At 37.0% G+C, this 18,479-nt stretch carries 16 protein-coding genes; 7 read left to right on the top strand and 9 right to left on the bottom strand.

Features of this window, described 5'->3' with window-relative positions; all coding sequences use genetic code 11:
• Positions 1-14: 14 nt before the first annotated feature.
• The 7 genes from KEM10_RS16110 to KEM10_RS16080 form a co-directional block, all read right to left on the bottom strand.
• Positions 15-1,697: a sodium:solute symporter gene (locus tag KEM10_RS16110; protein WP_212217057.1), complete on the bottom strand. Its 1,683-nt coding sequence runs from the start codon at positions 1,695-1,697 to the stop codon at positions 15-17.
• A 69-nt stretch (positions 1,698-1,766) separates the two neighbouring features.
• Positions 1,767-3,275 carry an L-arabinose isomerase gene (araA, locus tag KEM10_RS16105; RefSeq protein WP_212217056.1) on the bottom strand — a complete coding sequence of 503 codons (1,509 nt, stop codon included), beginning with the start codon at positions 3,273-3,275 and terminating at the stop codon, positions 1,767-1,769.
• A gap of 129 nt (positions 3,276-3,404) precedes the next feature.
• Complete coding sequence (locus KEM10_RS16100) at positions 3,405-4,088, bottom strand: NUDIX hydrolase (protein ID WP_244825939.1); 684 nt, start codon at positions 4,086-4,088, stop codon at positions 3,405-3,407.
• 338 nt (positions 4,089-4,426) lie between these two features.
• Positions 4,427-5,158 (bottom strand): LytR/AlgR family response regulator transcription factor, encoded by a 732-nt coding sequence (locus tag KEM10_RS16095; protein ID WP_212217055.1) that lies wholly within the window; start codon positions 5,156-5,158, stop codon positions 4,427-4,429.
• Positions 5,148-6,344 (bottom strand): sensor histidine kinase, encoded by a 1,197-nt coding sequence (locus KEM10_RS16090; RefSeq protein ID WP_212217054.1) that lies wholly within the window; start codon positions 6,342-6,344, stop codon positions 5,148-5,150. Before KEM10_RS16090 ends, KEM10_RS16095 begins: the two co-directional genes overlap by 11 nt.
• Before the next feature lie 100 nt (positions 6,345-6,444).
• A complete protein-coding gene (locus KEM10_RS16085; protein WP_212217053.1) occupies positions 6,445-6,798 on the bottom strand; it encodes a DUF4907 domain-containing protein in 354 nt (117 codons plus the stop codon).
• A complete protein-coding gene (locus KEM10_RS16080; RefSeq protein ID WP_212217052.1) occupies positions 6,773-7,786 on the bottom strand; it encodes a Kelch repeat-containing protein in 1,014 nt (337 codons plus the stop codon). The genes KEM10_RS16085 and KEM10_RS16080 overlap by 26 nt, the downstream gene beginning before the upstream one ends.
• Before the next feature lie 259 nt (positions 7,787-8,045).
• On the opposite strand from KEM10_RS16080, the gene KEM10_RS16075 reads away from it, so the two are divergent.
• Both KEM10_RS16075 and KEM10_RS16070 read left to right on the top strand, forming a co-directional pair.
• Entirely contained in the window at positions 8,046-9,386 is a 1,341-nt protein-coding gene (locus KEM10_RS16075; RefSeq protein WP_212217051.1) for a DUF4270 family protein, read from the top strand.
• The gene (locus KEM10_RS16070; protein ID WP_212217050.1) at positions 9,373-10,617 is read left to right on the top strand and encodes a hypothetical protein; all 1,245 of its coding nucleotides are present in this window, start codon (positions 9,373-9,375) and stop codon (positions 10,615-10,617) included. Before KEM10_RS16075 ends, KEM10_RS16070 begins: the two co-directional genes overlap by 14 nt.
• Before the next feature lie 226 nt (positions 10,618-10,843).
• Here the strand turns inward: KEM10_RS16070 and KEM10_RS16065 are convergent, their stop codons facing one another.
• The gene (locus KEM10_RS16065; protein WP_212217049.1) at positions 10,844-11,563 is read right to left on the bottom strand and encodes a YoaK family protein; all 720 of its coding nucleotides are present in this window, start codon (positions 11,561-11,563) and stop codon (positions 10,844-10,846) included.
• 513 nt (positions 11,564-12,076) lie between these two features.
• Between KEM10_RS16065 and KEM10_RS16060 the strand changes: the two genes are divergently transcribed.
• A complete protein-coding gene (locus KEM10_RS16060; RefSeq protein ID WP_212217048.1) occupies positions 12,077-12,349 on the top strand; it encodes a hypothetical protein in 273 nt (90 codons plus the stop codon).
• A 270-nt stretch (positions 12,350-12,619) separates the two neighbouring features.
• Here the strand turns inward: KEM10_RS16060 and KEM10_RS16055 are convergent, their stop codons facing one another.
• Entirely contained in the window at positions 12,620-13,024 is a 405-nt protein-coding gene (locus tag KEM10_RS16055) for a hypothetical protein (protein ID WP_212217047.1), read from the bottom strand.
• Between the two features lie 510 nt (positions 13,025-13,534).
• On the opposite strand from KEM10_RS16055, the gene KEM10_RS16050 reads away from it, so the two are divergent.
• The 4 genes from KEM10_RS16050 (at position 13,535) to KEM10_RS16035 (ending at position 18,449) form a co-directional block, all read left to right on the top strand.
• On the top strand, positions 13,535-14,863 hold the full coding sequence (locus KEM10_RS16050; RefSeq protein ID WP_212217046.1) for a TolC family protein: 1,329 nt from the start codon (positions 13,535-13,537) through the stop codon (positions 14,861-14,863).
• Positions 14,864-14,938: 75 nt separating this feature from the next.
• Complete coding sequence (locus KEM10_RS16045; protein WP_212217045.1) at positions 14,939-16,171, top strand: efflux RND transporter periplasmic adaptor subunit; 1,233 nt, start codon at positions 14,939-14,941, stop codon at positions 16,169-16,171.
• 294 nt (positions 16,172-16,465) lie between these two features.
• The gene (locus tag KEM10_RS16040; protein WP_244825937.1) at positions 16,466-17,218 is read left to right on the top strand and encodes an ABC transporter ATP-binding protein; all 753 of its coding nucleotides are present in this window, start codon (positions 16,466-16,468) and stop codon (positions 17,216-17,218) included.
• Positions 17,219-17,228: 10 nt separating this feature from the next.
• A complete protein-coding gene (locus KEM10_RS16035) occupies positions 17,229-18,449 on the top strand; it encodes an ABC transporter permease (RefSeq protein WP_212217044.1) in 1,221 nt (406 codons plus the stop codon).
• Positions 18,450-18,479 lie beyond the last annotated feature (30 nt).

Raw genomic sequence — 18,479 nt, 5'->3', positions numbered from 1 at the left:
TAAGTTGTTAAATATTACCAGAAATAAATATAGAACGCAGCTGTTAAACCTAGGATAATTACTGAATGAATAACATCCCACATTCCCCAGCTAGCACGTGTTGCAGCAACTTGTTCAGGTGTTGATGTACCGAATACCAATCCTTGAATTTTTTCTTCGCTTGGAGCTTCAGTAAATAAACTTACCACAATTACAACGATCAAACATACAACAAGCATCCATCCACAGAAGAATAACCAGTTGGTATCGAAAAATACAGATTTGAATAATGTATCAGCAGCACCTTCAACAGTAGAATAGTATACTTTAGCTCCTAATCGGGTAATACCGATGATAAAACCGGATAATAATCCCCACATACCTCCTTTAGCAGAAGCACGCTTCCAAAGAATACCCATAAGGAAGGCAGCAGCAATACCCGGTGCTAATACTGACTGAACATCTTGTAAATATTCGTATAACACATCACCAACACTACGCATAATTGGAATCCAAAGAATACCCAACAATACGATAACTACGGTTGCAATCTGACCAATTTTCACTAATTTCTTCTCAGGAGTCTCTGGCTTAAAGCGCTTATAGAAATCGATCGTAAATAACATAGCTGATGAGTTAAATAACGAAGCTAAAGAACTCATTAATGCAGCTAAAATACCAGATACCACCAAACCTTTTACACCAGCAGGTAATAACTTAGCTACCAATGTTGGGAAAGCAGCATCCGCATTTGGATTACCGTTATCTAACAATGGTAAGAAGGCACCTGTACGTTGATGAATTGCAAAAGCAATCATACCTGGAATAAGGAATAAGAAAACAGGAGTTAATTTAAGGTAAGCACCAAAAATAGTACCTCTTCTTGATTGTTTCTCATCTTTACCTGACAATACACGTTGTACAATAAACTGGTCGGTACACCAATACCAGAAACCAATAACAGCAGATCCGATTAAAGCACCCAACCATGGGAAGTCAGCATCGCGGTTATCGCGTATCAGGTTTACCATAGAGTCACCATATTCGTTGGTAGCAGTAGCTCCGGCAATTTCCAATACATTTTGCCATCCACCAACTTCTTTCAAACCTAAAACCAGGATGATTAAAGATCCTAATAAAAGAATAGGTGTTTGCAGTACCGATGTATAGAGCACCGATTTCATACCACCAAAAATGGTATATAAAGCAGTTAAAAGTACCAGTCCGATTGCTGATATCCAGAAGAAGTCAATCCCCCACATTTCCTCAATGCCAAATACTTGCTGGAATACCAAACCACCGGCATATACTGTTACAGCCACTTTTGTAAGTACATAACTTACCAATGAAATAACAGATAGAATGGTTCTTGATTCCGGATTAAATCGTTTTTCAAGGAATTCAGGCATAGTTAAAACCATACTACGCGAATAGAATGGAACAAATACCCAACCTAATATAAGTATCATCCAGCCTTGAATCTCCCAATGGGCCATTGCCATACCCGATGAGGCACCGGCACCAGCCAAACCAATTAAGTGTTCTGATCCAATATTGGACGCAAAGATAGAGGCTCCGATTGCTACCCAAGTTGCATCACGTCCTCCTAAAAAGTAATCTTCTGAGTTGTTTGATTTTTGACTTACTACCCATACGATGATTCCGATGAGTAGAAGAAAAAACAATCCAATCACAACCCAGTCTAAAGTTGCCATCATAATAGTTTGTATTTAGTTGTTAAAGGCGGAAGAGAACTGCAGAGTTCTTCCGCCTCGGGTTTTAAGAGTTTATAATCCTTTAGCTAAATGATAATACAAGTCGTTCCAGCGAAGCTCGTTTTTGAATGCAGGAATAGTAGTATTTTCATCAATTAATACCATTTCAATACCAGCCATTTCAGCAAAATCTTCCATGTATTCTACAGTTAGATCATAAGAGAAGCTTGTATGATGTGTTCCACCTGCTAAAATCCATGCTGCCGCACCAACTTCAAAGTTTGGTTGTGGAATCCAAAGAGCACTAGCTACAGGAAGCTTTGGAAGCTCTTTTGACTCAATACAATCAACGGTATTTACAATCATACGGAAACGATCGCCCATATCGATAACAGTAGCTGCTACACCAGGACCTGTTTTACTTGTAAATACTAAACGAGCAGGATCATTTTTACCACCAATTCCTAATGGGTGAACTTCTAATTTTGGCTTGTGATCAGCAATTAAAGGTGAAACCTCTAACATATGAGCCTGAAGAATAGAACTGTTTTCGCCATCGAAGTTTAATGTATAGTCTTCTAAGAAAGAACATCCTTTATAATCAGGAAGACCTTGACTCATGAACCACATATTACGACATAAAGCAGCTGTTTTCCAGTCTCCTTCAGCACCAAATCCATAACCATCAGCCATCAAACGCTGAGAAGCTAAACCTGGTAATTGGTCAACACCTGATAAATCATCAAAGTTAGAAGTAAAGGCTTTAGCTCCTTTAGCATCTAAGAAACGACGTAATGCAATTTCGATACGAGCAGCTTTTACAACCTGATCGCGGAATTCACCACCTTCTTTACAGTTGTCAGCTAAATCGTAATCTTGCTCATATACTTTAACCAATTCTGCAACCTCAGCGTCAGTAACCTCATCCTGAACAGCTACTAAGTCAGCAATTGGGCTATAATCAACATGGTAACCAAATACTCTTTCTGCTTCCACTTTGTCACCATCTGTTACGGCAACGTTGTTCATTTGATCACCGAAACGGATAATCAACATATCACGAGAATCAGCATATGCAGCAGCTACACGAGTCCAGGTACCAATTTTAGCAACTGTTTTAGGATCTTGCCAGTGACCTACAACCACCTTACGGTTCATACGCATACGAGCCATGATGTGACCGAATTCTCTGTCACCGTGTGCACTTTGGTTCAGGTTCATGAAATCCATGTCGATATCGTTCCATGGAATCTCTTTATTGTATTGTGTGTGCAAGTGAAGAATAGGCTTTCTTAATTCTTGCAAACCATGAATCCACATCTTTGCAGGAGAGAAAGTGTGCATCCATGTAATGATACCAATACAATTATCTGAACTATTGGCTTCTTTACAAATTTTATGTATTTCTTTTGATCCTGTACCTGTAGGTTTAACTACTACTTTCACAGGAATCTCTGAAGACGCATCGAATGCTGCAGCAATTTCTTTTGAGTGTTCTGCAACTTGCTCTAAGGTTTTAGGGCCATATAAATGCTGGCTACCTGTTACAAACCAAACTTCTGATTGAGTTAATTTTTCCATTTTTACTCGATTTTATAAATCAGATTATAGTCGCTTTTTCAATTTCAAAATCGACTGAAAGTCTGATCATTAGTTTCTAAAACTTTTAAATATACAAAATTAGTTATAGTACTTTATACTATTATCTATTCAAAACTTACCTAAACGATCAAAAGATTTATCTGTCACCCCTTTCTTGAATTGGAAATAATACGCTCCTCTTCTTGATTCAGTGGTATTTTTCTCTTCTAATCGTTCCAACACATTTAATGACAACACCTTTTTTCTAAAATTACCGGTATCCAGTTCTCTTTGAAAAATGGCTTCATATAAACGTCGTAACTGCAACAGTGTAAACTTATCGGGTAGCAATTCACTTCCAACTAATTCCAAACCTGCTTTTTGTTGCAACTTATGCAGCGCATTATCCACCATCTCCTGATGGTCAAAAACAAGATTTGGCAATCCTTTCACAGACCACCAGTGCGCTCCGTTCTCGCGTACCTTATCTGAGTTATGTTTGTCAACACGAATAAGTGCATAATAACCAATACTCATTACCCTACCCTCCGGATCACGTTTTGGATTGGTATATACCTGCACCTGTTCAAGATAAATATCTTCTAAGCCCGTAATAGCCTTCAAAATCCGATGCGCTGCATCATCAGAAGACTCTTCATCTCCAACAAATCCTCCTAATAACGACCATTGCCCTTTTGCCGGTTCAAACCCACGATGATAAAGCAACAATCTTAAATCGCCATCTTCGTAACCAAAAATTACACAGTCGATAGCGACAAAGTATTTGGAAAACTTGTTATATTTTTCACCCATAATCATCATCGCAACAAATGTATAATAGTATTTTGTACTATTATAATTCTAAGAACACTTTTTTACTATTTTTATTAATTCTAATTAAAACAGAAAAAGGAAATACGGATAATTACTTATGGATAAGAAATAATGACAAGAATAAACCCAGACACTACACTCTATATATGTGACACTTACACGACAGCAATCTTGCTTTTTCATTTCTAATCGAGCAGAATAACAATAAAGCACAGTTATTTGAATAAATGTTAACTTACTGGAAGTTGGAAGGGATTAAAAACAAATGGAAGACATTTATAAAAGTACTGAATACTTCCATTAATTTATTGAAGATATTATTGATCCATCAAACGCTTCTGAACGATATCTTTATACGACTTACCAATAGGTATATACTTCGATAATCCTTCAAGCTTTATTTGATTGCCATAGAAAGTAGTTATTTTATCAATATTGATAATGTATGATTTATGAACTCTGAGAAAGTCCTTTTCTGGCAATAAAGATTCGAGACTACGTAAAGATTCTAACGCAACAACTTTATCGGTATCGCAAAAATAGGTAACATATTCACGCATGCCTTCAATGCACACAATAGATTTAAACTTAATTCGGTGAATTTTATAATCGGCTTTAACCAACAAATAATCCTTAGCAGGCTCAATTGGTTCTGTCGGTAAGGAATCCGGTAATACAGATGGAGTATGATCTGCCATTCTGTCGAATGCTTTGTTTACACTTTGCATAAAACGATCGAATGAGAAAGGCTTTAAAAGATAATCCATCACATCTAAACTGTATCCTTCCAGAGCATATTCCTGATAAGCTGAGGTGATTACAACCATAGGCTTGTGACGTAATGTTTTTATAAAATCAATACCAGATATCTCTGGCATTTGAATATCGATAAACATTAAATCAACTGTATTTGATTGCAACTCATCAAGAGCCTTTAACGGAGAATCGAATCGCCCCAGTAATTCAAGATTAGGAACTTTCTTAATAAAGTCAGTTAACAACTCTCTTGCCGGAAACTCATCATCTATAACTATACAGTTAAGCTTCATTTAAATCAATCTTTAATAACACCTTAAATTCATCTTCGGTTTGCCCAACATATAACTCATGTTTATCGGGATAAAGCATCTTCAACCGTTGTCTGGTATTCTCTATCCCAATCCCACCAGGCTCTCCATTTACGTTCTTTCCCAGTAAACTGTTACACAACTCAAAACGAAGAATGCCTTTATCAGTGGTTAATATCATCTTCACCCATCCCTTTTGGGTATCTTCTAACTTACTATATTTAAATGCGTTTTCAATAAACGGAATTAATAACATTGGTTCAATCTGCAATTGCGTATCAGCCCTATCGATATCTACATGCAATTGTGGAATTCCTTCAATTTTAACACGTTGAAATTCGATAAAATTACGGATATAAGTTAGCTCCTTTGCTAATGATACTTTCCTATCCTCCGAGTCGTACAATACATATCGTAACATTTCAGATAACTTAAGAATCATATCAGGTGTTTTCACCGAATTAAGAACAGATAATGAATAGATATTATTTAGTGCATTAAATAAAAAGTGAGGATTAATCTGAGATTTGAGAAATTTCATCTCATTTTTCAAATTCTGATTCATCAATGTCATTTCATTTTCACGCTGCGCTCTTGATTGCCCGATTACCCAAAATAGTATGCTAATAAACAATATTCCAACTGAAGATAGTGCCCCCATGCGTATACCGGGTGGTATAGCAAATCCCAACTTATCTTTAAAGCGTGGTCTGAAACCATCATTTTGAGTATGATCGTCTCCTTCTGTTATTTGCTCATGTGGTCGAATGTGCCATTTTTCATAACCTTGTTCCCAGGCTAAACTATCATCTAATGATAAAAAATCTTTACCTCCTTCTTCTGTTAATCTTTCCTCGAATCGTTCCCGGTGATCAGGATTAAATCCCATCAAATCATCTGTTGAATAATAAAATAAAGATGATAAAATCATCATCAACCCAACAGAAAGTACATATGTCAGGTATCTACTTTTACCCAACAACCTGGGCAAAAACACATATGAGTTTAAATAAAAAAGCAGAATATGAATAAAGATAGTTCTTCCGGAAAACAAAAAAGCAGTTTTATGATCCATCATCACGGAAGGGCCATAAAACATTAGAAAACTATATCCAATCCAGACTACCAGATGGATGCTTATACTTGAAATTTTATTAGGAAATCGCATTCTACTCTGAAATAATAACAAAAATGGGGAATAATTTTACTTATTCCCCACAAAATACACCTTTTTAATCTAAACCCAAACAGGGTATTTCAGTTTACCGTTACCGCTGAATAAGCCCTGCTTTTATTAATTCTTCAGTACATACTTTTGGCGATTCGTTATTGTTTAATTTCTTTATTACGATATCTGCCACTTTCTGAGCATCTTCTTTTGATTCAAAAAGTTTATATCCTTTAACTCCCGGCATATATTCCTGATGAATAAATACCTTATCATTCACCACTATTTCATAACCATAACCTTCATCCAGAGATATAATTTTACTCTTAACGGTCCCATCCGTATTTAAACCGTACATGATGACAGGAATCAGAAATATCACTAAAGCAATTGCCAAAAAATGATAGTACTTATATTTTCGCACCCCATTAATCATCATCGTCTTGCTCTGCATTTGGATCGAATTTATACAAATCATCGAAATATACACTTGAGCTATTACCTGTTCCTACATATGGTATATTGTTAAGCGTAAATGCAACAGCTGAATATCTTGCTGAACCTTCAAACTCGCTTCTTTCAGTCCATAAATCTTCAATTGGATCATACTCCCAGGTTCGAACACCAGGATATCCAGGACCTCCGGTAGTTATATATCCTAAGTCGGATTTTACAAAAGCAACAGATCTGATTCCCACAATTTCATAATCATCATCGTAGCCTTCATCCTCATTGGCATCATTTTCTATTTTTCGTTTTTCGGTCCATGAGTCTGCATCCGGATCGTACTCCCACAAATCGCCCAAATACTCTCCATTATCCATACCAGTACATACATATGCCTTATCTTTAATTACAAAAGCTACAGCATTACGTCTTTTACTACCTCCAACACTTACTTTTTTAGTCCATGTATCTGAAGACGGATTATATTGATACATATCTTTCAACAAATTATTATCATAACCGGTACCTACATAACCTTTATCAGAAATACTAAACGCAATGGCATCGTATCTTCCTGAACCAATAAAATCAGCTTTTTGCTCCCAGGTATTGGTTGATGGATCATATGCCCACAAATCATCCAGCTTATTTTTTCCATCAAAACCAGTTGTTACATATCCTTTCCCATCGGCATTAAATGCTACCGCATAATTCCGGGCTACTCCAGGTAAGTCTTCTATTTGTGTCCAGTAATCATTTACAGGATCGTATTTCCAAAAGTCTTTTAATCTTAAATCTTCATCACCATTATATCCGGTTCCAACATAAGCATAGTCACCAACTGTAAAAGCAACCGCTCCAGTACGCGGAATACCTTCAAAAGATCCTAGTTTAATCCAGTTACCCCATAAATCTTCATCTTCATCATCGCTACATGATACAACTAAAAGTGCCATAATGACAATCAACCATGTATAAAAGAAATTTTTTCGCATTGTTATAGTTTTGAATTTGCTTCAAATCTATATGCTTGACACACCTTCTTAAAAACTTATCAACAAAGAGTTCAACTACCCCCATATTATACCCGTATTTTTCAACGAAAGTCATTTTTAGCATTCAAAGAGATTTTACTACCGTTCATTGAATGTTTCAACCATTAGGTATATACACTCCAACTTTTGGTTGAATAGATTTAAGGCCAATGCGCCAAGGTGTTTTATTTGCATCATCATTTATACAGATTCACATTTTATGTCAATAATATCAATACAATCTAAACTATTGCTACTTGTATCCATTGCCTTATTTGCCTGTTGTATGACTTCATGCGACGAAGGTGATTTAGACGTTGCTAAAGGTTTTGTGCGTTCCGATACATATACAGCTTTAATTGATACTGTATCAATTAACTTATCAAGTATTAAAGCTGATTCGGTGCAAACATCAGGAAGAGAATCCGGATTAGTGGGATATTACAACAACCCATTAATAGGGAGCCAAAAAGCAACCAGTTATTTTGGCATCACCACACCAGAGGGCTTTAGCTGGGACAAAGAAAAACAGGTAATTGACTCCATTGCGTTAATAATTAAACCTAATGGTTATAGCATTGGTGACACATCGTCGGTGATTTCATTTCAAGTGCATCAGTTAAAAGAACAGATTGTCAGAAACAATTCAGGCTATCTAAACAACATCAATCACATTGACTTTGAAGAAGAACCATTAGGCACAAAAAGTTTACTTATCTGGCCCGGAGAACAAAAATCCATTGTTCTGACATTAAATAAACAGCTGGCAATAGACATCATTGATTTTATTGATGAAAACAAAGGTTTATCAACCTATACCACACTTTTTAGAGAAAACTTTAAGGGTTTTGCCATTCAAACAGACACATTACAAACAAATGCAATAATTGGAATTGATATAGATTCGGAAGAATGTTTTTTAAGACTATACTCACATAAAGCTACACTTGAAGAGCAAGAAATTACCACTGATTTTGACCTCTTGCTGACAACTAGTCACTTTACTGAAATTGAAGAAAGTAATTTACTAAGTCCATGGGATCAGTTAACATCTGAGAAGGACAGGTTGAACGAAAACCAAACTGATAGTGAATGTTTGATCCAGAACGGTAATGGCTACCGCATACGCATTGACTTTCCACACCTGAACAACCTTTTAGAAATTAAAGAACAAGGAAGGATTGTAAAGGCGGAACTGGTTCTTAGACCTGTTATGGACTATATTAAGTATGCTGATCTGCCTTCAACCATTTATATAAATGAGATTGATAAAATTAACAGTCTTGGTGATTTCTTATACAATACGAGTGGAGAAACATTAACTCCAACGCTTTATAAAGACGTTATAAATAACAAGAATACTTATTATTCATTTGATATTACTAACTACATCAACACCCGAATACAAGAAGCCATTGTTGATACAAACCAAGGGCTTGCTATTTCATTTACTGATTCGAACGCAGGCACCCAGCTAGATTATATGGTTATGGGGGGTTATTATAACCAAAACTACAAATCGGAATTAAAAATTTATTACTACTACTATGATATTCAATAATAGACTATTTTTTATTATTTGCCATAGTCTTATCACCATATCAGCCTACAGCCAAAATAACACAGCTTCGCCATACTCAATGTATGGTATTGGAAACATTGAAAACAAAGGAGATGCTATTAACATGGGAATGGGGCATACAGGGTTGGCTCTTTCAGCAACCAACTATATAAATACTATTAATCCGGCATCGCTTAGCTCTATGGATAGTCTAACCATGCTGTTTAACCTGCAGGTAAGAGGAACTTTAAGCACCTTTGAAACTTCCAGCGAGCAACAAACTAATTTTAATTCCAATATAAATGGCTTTTCAATGGCTTTTAAAGTGAACCCACGCTGGGGTATGGGCTTTTCACTATCGCCTTATTCAAATGTTGGATATAAAATTAAGTCTGAAAAATATTTGATAGGAACTACCGGAACATATCCGGTTACTTACGAAGGGGAAGGTGGTGTTATTGAATTAGGTTGGTCTAACGGTATTGAAGTATTCCGCAATTTTTCCGTTGGGCTAAAAACTTCCTTGCTATGGGGTACCGTTGATGTTATTGAAACATCGGAGTATCCTAATATTTTAGGACAAACTATTTACAACTCTCACTCCTACCATATCAATAATTTCAACCTGGAATATAGCTTCCAATATACCCTTCCTTTAAACAGATATAAACTAAGCTTCGGAGGTATTTACTCGTCTGAAACGAGTTTAAACACCTGGTTTAAACAAAGGGTTTATACAGCAGGTGATGTCGAATACTATTCCGAAAGGATGAATGCTGATAATTTATTTTTACCTACCAGCTACGGCGGTGGTGTGGCATTGCAAAAAGAAAAAACCTGGCTTCTGGCATTTGATTACCATGCTGGCAACTGGTCAAATATTAATCTGGCTAATACAACCCACAAAACACGCGACACTCAACAATTTAATGTGGGTATTCAATACAGTCCGCAAAAAAACATGTACCAATCAATATTTAACCGAATGCAATATCGATTGGGTGCATTTTACGCCGACAGATACCTTACAATTAAAGACGTTGAACTAAACGAAAAAGGAGTTACAGCTGGTTTGACTATTCCCTTAAAAAATCGTTCGTTATTAAACCTTGGTTACGAATATAAAATGGGAGGAAGCTTAAAAAATGGCTTAATAAAAGAGAATTTTCACTCGGTGAAATTAGGATTAACCTTTAACGAAAGTTGGTTTAGAAAAAGTGTATTTAAATAGTAATTAGTATTGAATCGGGATGACCCGTAATCAGGTTGAATAAACGTGGTTATGGGTTTTATTTTCTTATTTTACTGATTCACCTTTTGTCTAATACTTTTTCTTTGGCTTGACTAGCCAACTATATTCTTTCAGGGATATAGATAATTATTCACACCTCATTCTTTGTTTTGAAAATCAGAAAACCTACTCTCTATTTCATCAAATTTTTTAGGCGATAATAATACTATCCAATTCTTAGTAATCGTTTGACATACCTAAAATGCAAAGCATCAAATATCAATCCGCTTAATAGAATGATAGCTGCCATTATAAGTGTGTAAATTTGAATCGAATAATAAACAAATCCACCCGCTATTCCTCCCAAAAAGAAAAAGGTAATAATATTAAGACGCAGTTTAATGGTCGATATATTTTTACTTTGCGTGTCAATATTCTGCTTAAAACATAATTGTGAAAGCTCAATTCCTAAATCGGTAAATAATCCAGTGAGGTGAGTGGTACGTACAACAGCATTTGATATTTTAGTAACAAATGCATTCTGAACCCCCATAGCCATTAACAATAAAGAAGCTAACAATTCATTGGGAACACTATCAGAAGTAACACTTAATATGGGTACAAGCATCAAAACTGCTGCTTCGAGCAATGTAGGCAATACATATATATTCATTTTTTTCTTCGAGATCATCCACTCAATTAACACACCTGAGGTGAATGATCCCAACAAGAAAGCCAGGAGGTAGGCCAATAAGGTTATTACAATTGAATAATCCATATTTAACGCACCATTCGTTAACCAGGCAAAATGTCCTGTAACATTTGTAATTAAAGTTCGAAGTTCAAATATTCCACACATATTAACCATTCCAGCTATAAAAGACAAAAAAATGGCAATGTGCACATTATGACGATTACTTCGTGCTTTTCCTTGATGTTGAAACATGTGAGCTCTAAAATTTTAAGGCTGCAAAGATACATGTATTTTAAACATATCTTCTTTCATTTAAATGATTATAATCCTTAATCATTTATTAACAATAATGGTAAATCTACAACCTTCAGTATATATGCGAATCAATAGTTCAAATTGTTTTATAGGAAAGTTCAACCCACTTTCGGGGTTGTATCATTAGTCAAATAGTCACCTCGCGCTCCGCACGAGGCTATTATTGTTAATGTCCTTCGGACATTTTCAAATCCTGAAAGTATTTAATATGAATAGCTACTGGTGGAACACGTGGAATATGAACGTATTATAAAGGAACCCAAAGTGGGTTCAACTGTTGATTCGCATTACTAACTTATATGCAATTAGTGCTTAGTTGGAACGCGATACAATCGCACACTAGCTTGTGTACTACAAAAGCAAACTTTATATACTTGAGCATTGGTAGTTGCAAACTACCTTTTAAGTTCGACGTAGATACAATCTAGGCCGAGCCGTTTGGTGCATACTATGCTTAGCGGGGTTATGGATGGTTTATATGTAGAAAAAGCCGAGGTTGAATCAGCTCAGGAAGATATTACGGCGGCCACAGCACTGGGTAAGCAGGGAGTTGATCTACTTGAAAAAGTGCTGCCGGGTTGGGCCTATCAAAGCGAATTTGGAAATAAAACGACCTATGGCGAGTTGCTAAATGCCATAATGGAAAGCGTAAGCGATATGGAAACACAGGCCCGTACTCGCATTACCAAACGCAAAGCCAGTAAGGCAGAAGAAGAAAATTAAATAGCCAAGGTTAATTAAATAAAAGGATCCGATCTGAATAACATTTATTGAAATTCAGATCGGATCCTTTATTATTGCTGCACATGCTAAGCAAAGTCTTAGACTTCCCTATAGCTGCAATTAGTGCTTAGTTGGAACGCGATACAATCGCACACTAGCGTGTGCCTACAATAGCTAACTTTATAAATTTGAGCATTGGTAGTTAAAAACTACCTTTTAAGTTCGACGTAGATACAATCTACGCCGAGCCGTTTGGAAACTAGTATGAAATTATGGTTTAACATGTTTATCTAGCGGCCATTCTTCCCAACCGAATGAAGGAGCTTCTATTATGGTATCAGGAACGGTATAATTAAATAGTATCTTACTATTTTCAGGTGATTCTGATGAAAATTTTACTATGTACCTACCGTTTGGATAAATTATATCTTCCTTATAAATACCTAGCCATTTATACTCTTGCTCTTTGACGTTATAACTATATTCAATTTTTCTTCCACTTTTTAACCAAATGAAACGAGTCGTTACTCCAATGGTGTATCGTGGATTTTCAGCAATACTCCTTCTAAAATAATATCCTTCTATCATCCCATAGATAAAAGCTAAAATTGCACCAATACCAATGATATATATAACAATCCCTTTCCACTTTAGGACATCTTCTTCTATTCCCATACTTTTTAATTATTAACGGTTATATTTATTGTTTCGTTTTTAGCCCCTTGACCAATAACTGATATTCCGTATGCTCCAGTTTTGGATGGCCAGATTAGTTTTTTAAAACTTTCTGCTTACTTTAAATATCCTTCTGCACTCTCCAATAAACCCCTGCCCGGCGAAGTTTGCAACTTCGTCGCATCTAAAAAGTAGTCTGAGAATACGATAAATTACTTAACAAACTTGGGTTTTGGCTATTGCAAACTACTTATAAATTTTGACATAATTAAAAATTAAGACTATTGGTAGCTAATCACACGAAAGGATCCAATCTGCTTGGCATTGTTTGCTATTCATATCAGATTTGTATAAAAACATCTTCTGAAAAAACACCTGTTTGTCGGTAAAAACACCCGGTTCTTCTATTTTAATTTCTACTCTATATGATAGAATCTACTTTCGAAGTGTGATTGATAGTTAGATGAATAGCAACTCAATCATCAAACAACGAAAAATAAAAACTATCATATGAAAATAGCTAACACACTTCTCATCCTGTTTTTAAGTTTGAGCAGCATAATGGCTCAACAAACAGAAACAACCAATACCTGGACCTTGGAAAAATGCATTAATCATGCATTATCGCAAAACATACAGGTACAGCAGACTCTGCTTAATAACTTATCAAACGAAGTGGATGTTGAACAGGCTAAAGCTAACAAACTCCCTTCGTTAAATGCTGCCGTTAGTTACTCGGCTTCATGGTCGAATAATGACAATGCCAACTCTTGGGAAAGCGATTACCGCGATGTGCAGAGTAACAACTACAGTTTAAATTCGAACGTTACTTTATTCAACAGTGGCAGATTGAAGAATTTGGTTGAGCAGGCCAAGACCGATTTAGAAGCCGGTGTTTACGACTCTGAGGCCGTTAAAGAAACCATCTCTTTAAATGTATTGAATGCGTTTATGCAGGTTATTTTTAATCAGGAAAATGTTGAAAACGCCCGTTTTCAAATGGAAGCTACACAGGAACAAGCCCAATATGCCGAAGAACGTTACAACGCAGGCGTAGTTTCTAAATCGGATTATTTACAGGTAAAATCGCAGTTGGCAACAGAAAAATCAAATTTGATTACAGCCAAAAGTGATTTAGCCATTGCAAAAGTAAATCTGATGCAAATGATGCTATTACCTGTCAGTAACGATTTTGAGATATCATACCCTGAGTTGAATGAAGACATTAACCAGAATATTATACCTGATGCCACTGAAGTATATGCTATTTCGGCTGAGATTCGTCCATCGCTAAAAAGTGCAGAATACCAGATGAAGAGTGCCGAGATTAATGAAAAAATAGCAAAAGCAGGTTACATGCCAACTTTATCGGCCAATGCAGGTTTATCAACCGGATATAGTAATGCTTTGGATGAAACTTTTACCAATCAGTTGAACGACCGTTTTACTCCTAATATTGGATTAACCCTATCAATTCCCATCTTTCAGAATAAGCAGGTTAAATCAAGCGTTGCAAAGGCTCGCATTAATTATCAAACAGCAGAACTTACCCAGAAAGATGAGCAAAACACACTTCGAATGAACATTGAGCAGGTTTGTGTGGATGTGATTACATCGCAATATTCCTATGAAGCCAACCAGGAAGTATTTGAATCCAACGAAGAATCGTATGCGCTGGCTGAAGAGAAATACAAGAACGGTTTGATGAACTCGGTTGATTTCATCTTTGAGAAAAACAACCTGATTCAGGCTCAGAGCACCTTGCTTCAAGCTAAATACAAACTATTATTCAATTATAAAATCCTTGATTTTTACAAAGGACAAGACATCACATTGTAGTTATTAAGGCAGAAGTTCACAGGCAGAAGCTTCTATAAAGTATCAAGACAACTACTGACTAAAAAATTAAAAATCATGAAACGTAAAATTATCATCATATCAGCGTTGGTTCTGGCAGCCATCATAACAGCATTTTTCATGCTAAAACCAAGTACTATCAGTCCTGATCAAATTGATATAGAAACAGGCATAGTAAAACGCGGAACCATTAGCAGTACCGTTACTGCAACGGGCACTCTTGAAGCCATTACCAGTGTTGATGTAGGTACACAGGTATCGGGTATCATCGAAAATATTTATGTTGATTTTAACTCAACAGTTAAAGAAGGTCAGTTACTGGCTCGTATCGACACCACTAACTTAGCAGCTGCTGTTGAACAAAGTCAGGCTTCGCTCGATAATGCCAAAGCTCAAATGGATTTTCAACAAGCTAACTACAACCGATTAAAGCCTTTGTTCGAAAAAGAGCTGATTGCACAGTCGGAATACGACGAAACAGTTTACAATTTTAATGTTGCCAAGGCTAACTACAAAAGTGCCCTGGCTCAACATCGCCAAAACCTTATCAACCTCGATTTTGCAATGATTTATTCACCCATCAACGGAGTGGTTTTAAATAAAGCCGTTGAGGAAGGACAAACCGTAGCTGCCAGCTTCGAAACCCCTACCCTTTTCACCATTGTAAAAGACTTAACCCAAATGCAGGTTGAGGCCAATGTGGATGAAGCTGATATAGGTCAGGTAAAGAAAGGTCAACGTGTTGAGTTTACAGTTGATGCTTATCCGAACGAGATTTTCGAAGGTGAAGTAACAGAAGTTCGTTTGGAGCCAACTGTTACCAATAATGTAGTGACTTACACCATCATTATTATTGCTCCCAACCCCGATTATAAGCTGATGCCTGGCTTAACTGCCGAGACAAACATTTTTGTGGTTGAGAAAAAAGATATTCTAACCGTTCCAAGTAAAGCCGCTCGTTTCGAACCCGATCAACAATTGATGATGAGTTATATGCAAAACACACCGCAACCTCCAATGCCACAGGATGCGCCAACAGAAGGCATGCCCCCGATGGATGGAGAAGGACAAAATCAGGATATGATCTGGGTAAAAAGAGATTCGATGATACAACCGGTTCCAGTAAAGCTGGGCATGGACGATGACATTAATGCCGAAGTATTGGATGGATTGAAAGAGGGTGATATGGTTGTATTAAAAATGGAGCAGAAGAACGCTCAAGAGCAGGCTCCTGAGGCTGCAGGAGGCAATCCATTTATGCCGAAGCCACCGCAACGAAATAAAAAGTAAACGTAAGGAGTAAGACATGTAAATCATAATTATACCGGTTCGGCCTCATTGGAAATGAGGATTGTTAAGAAGTTGAACATTAGTAAGACCGGGAAGTTGAGAGCTTCGCTCGAAAATCACCCGGCCGCACTTAGGTTCAACAAATAAACTTGGGTCATTTCCAATGCAGCCTTGATTTTCTTTGTTTCGTTTCTTGTATCAAGACAAGAAATGAAAAGCCCCCGCGGCTTGAGCGGCAAAGATCAATTCAATGATTATTCTGGTACGACAACAATCATCATTAAAAAAAATATCATGCAAAAAACCATTATAGAAGTCAAAGACTTAAAAAAAGACTATCCTGTTGGTGAGATGACGGTTCATGCTCTTCGCAAAATCAACATGGAAATTAAAGAAGGAGACTTTGCAGCCATTATGGGCACAAGTGGTTCGGGCAAATCAACTATGCTAAATATTTTAGGATGCCTTGATAAACCTACCGATGGTACTTACTTGTTGGATGGGGTTAACATGGCTGACATGAATAAGAATCAACTGGCCCAACTGCGAAATTCAAAACTAGGTTTCATCTTTCAATCATATAACCTTTTGCCACGCACAACAGCCCTCGAAAACGTTGAATTACCATTGTACTACAACTCAAAGGTTAAATCGAAAGAACGTCGCGAAAGAGCCATGCATGCATTGGAACAGGTTGGTTTGGCCGATCGGTTCCATCATATGCCCAACCAGCTTTCTGGCGGTCAGCAGCAACGGGTAGCCATTGCCCGTTCGCTGGTTAACGATCCGGTTGTGATTCTGGCTGATGAGGCAACAGGTAACCTCGACACTCGCACCTCATACGAGATAATGGAGCTATTTCAGAAACTGAACGATGAAGGTAAAACCATAGCATTTGTAACACACGAAGAAGACATTGCCCGTTTTATGAAACGCAACATTGTTTTTCGCGATGGTTTAATAAAGAAAGAAATGGCTGTAGATGCAAGACACAATGCCACGCAGCTGATTGCCGAGCTACCTGCAGAAACGGATATTGACTTTTAAACAATCAACAATGAATTATATAAATCTTACTAAAATAGCAGTCAACGCATTGAAGCGAAATAAATTCAGGGCTATTTTAACCATGTTGGGTATCATCATTGGAGTAGGCTCGGTAATTGGGATGCTTTCCATTGGTGAAGGATCGAAAAAGAACATTCAGGATGAGATTTCAAGCATGGGATCGAACATGATATTTGTAATGCCAGGCTCTCAACATCGAGGCGGTGTGATGATGGGTAACTCCAATTCAAAATCATTAACCCTCAAAGACGTTGAGCAATTGAAGAAAAGCACTCAATACTTAAGCCGCATTTCACCACAAGTTTCAACCAGTGGACAAGCCATTAAAGGAAATAAAAACTGGCCAACCAGTATTTACGGTGTGAATGATGAATATTTGGAAATAAGAAAATACGAAATTGAAGATGGCCGTATCTTCACCGAACAGGAAATCAACAGTCTTGGAAAGGTTTGCCTGGTAGGTAAAACAGTTGTTGAAAACATCTTTGGTACCAGCATTGATCCCGTAGGCCAAACCATTCGTTTCGAAGGCATTCCTTTAAAAATTATTGGAGTGCTAAAAGAAAAAGGTCAGAATGGTATGGGTATGGATCAGGATGATTTGATTCTGGCCCCGTACACCACGGTTCAACGACGTATGTTAGCCATTACACATATTCAAGCTATTTATGCCTCCTCTATTGATGAACAAAGCACTGATCAGGCCATTGAAGAGATTGAAACCATGCTACGTTCTCAGCATAAATTAAAAGCAGATGCTAATGATGACTTTGAGGTTCGTTCTCAAGCCGAGATGGTGCAGGCTTTTACCTCGGTAAGCGATATGCTTACTATGTTATTGGGAGCCATTGCCGGCATCTCTTTATTGGTGGGTGGTATTGGCATTATGAACATCATGTTTGTATCGGTAACCGAGCGCACCAAAGAGATTGGTTTACGTATGTCGGTTGGAGGAAGTGGCAACGATATCTTAATGCAATTCCTTATTGAAGCGGTTATCCTAAGTATCTTCGGAGGAATTATTGGAATTGTGTTTGGTTTATTGGTTTCGCTAGTAGCTACCAATGCATTAAATCTTCCATTTCTGATTATGGAGAATGCCATTATTCTTTCATTCCTGGTTTGTACGGCAATCGGGGTATTCTTTGGGTGGTATCCAGCCCGCAAAGCAGCCAATCTGAATCCTATTGATGCTATCAGACATGAGTAATGTAAATCCAGGTATGATAAACTATTTTTA

The sequence above is a fragment of the Carboxylicivirga linearis genome, assembly GCF_018271995.1.
In the GTDB taxonomy this organism is placed as follows: domain Bacteria; phylum Bacteroidota; class Bacteroidia; order Bacteroidales; family Marinilabiliaceae; genus Carboxylicivirga; species Carboxylicivirga linearis.
Note: the sequence above shows the minus strand (reverse complement) of the source record. Positions and strands in the feature narration are given on the sequence as shown.

Excerpts from the sequence above, each read along its gene's own strand:
- KEM10_RS16040 (WP_244825937.1), top strand. The coding sequence starts at position 16,466 with ATGCAAAAAACCATTATAGAAGTCAAAGACTTAAAAAAAGACTATCCT.
- KEM10_RS16035 (WP_212217044.1), top strand. The coding sequence starts at position 17,229 with ATGAATTATATAAATCTTACTAAAATAGCAGTCAACGCATTGAAGCGA.
- KEM10_RS16085 (WP_212217053.1), bottom strand. The coding sequence starts at position 6,798 with ATGCAGAGCAAGACGATGATGATTAATGGGGTGCGAAAATATAAGTAC.
- KEM10_RS16065 (WP_212217049.1), bottom strand. The coding sequence starts at position 11,563 with ATGTTTCAACATCAAGGAAAAGCACGAAGTAATCGTCATAATGTGCAC.
- KEM10_RS16070 (WP_212217050.1), top strand. The coding sequence starts at position 9,373 with ATGATATTCAATAATAGACTATTTTTTATTATTTGCCATAGTCTTATC.
- KEM10_RS16075 (WP_212217051.1), top strand. The coding sequence starts at position 8,046 with ATGTCAATAATATCAATACAATCTAAACTATTGCTACTTGTATCCATT.
- KEM10_RS16045 (WP_212217045.1), top strand. The coding sequence starts at position 14,939 with ATGAAACGTAAAATTATCATCATATCAGCGTTGGTTCTGGCAGCCATC.
- KEM10_RS16060 (WP_212217048.1), top strand. The coding sequence starts at position 12,077 with ATGCTTAGCGGGGTTATGGATGGTTTATATGTAGAAAAAGCCGAGGTT.
- KEM10_RS16050 (WP_212217046.1), top strand. The coding sequence starts at position 13,535 with ATGAAAATAGCTAACACACTTCTCATCCTGTTTTTAAGTTTGAGCAGC.
- KEM10_RS16095 (WP_212217055.1), bottom strand. The coding sequence starts at position 5,158 with ATGAAGCTTAACTGTATAGTTATAGATGATGAGTTTCCGGCAAGAGAG.
- KEM10_RS16055 (WP_212217047.1), bottom strand. The coding sequence starts at position 13,024 with ATGGGAATAGAAGAAGATGTCCTAAAGTGGAAAGGGATTGTTATATAT.
- KEM10_RS16090 (WP_212217054.1), bottom strand. The coding sequence starts at position 6,344 with ATGCGATTTCCTAATAAAATTTCAAGTATAAGCATCCATCTGGTAGTC.
- KEM10_RS16080 (WP_212217052.1), bottom strand. The coding sequence starts at position 7,786 with ATGCGAAAAAATTTCTTTTATACATGGTTGATTGTCATTATGGCACTT.
- araA (WP_212217056.1), bottom strand. The coding sequence starts at position 3,275 with ATGGAAAAATTAACTCAATCAGAAGTTTGGTTTGTAACAGGTAGCCAG.
- KEM10_RS16100 (WP_244825939.1), bottom strand. The coding sequence starts at position 4,088 with ATGGGTGAAAAATATAACAAGTTTTCCAAATACTTTGTCGCTATCGAC.
- KEM10_RS16110 (WP_212217057.1), bottom strand. The coding sequence starts at position 1,697 with ATGATGGCAACTTTAGACTGGGTTGTGATTGGATTGTTTTTTCTTCTA.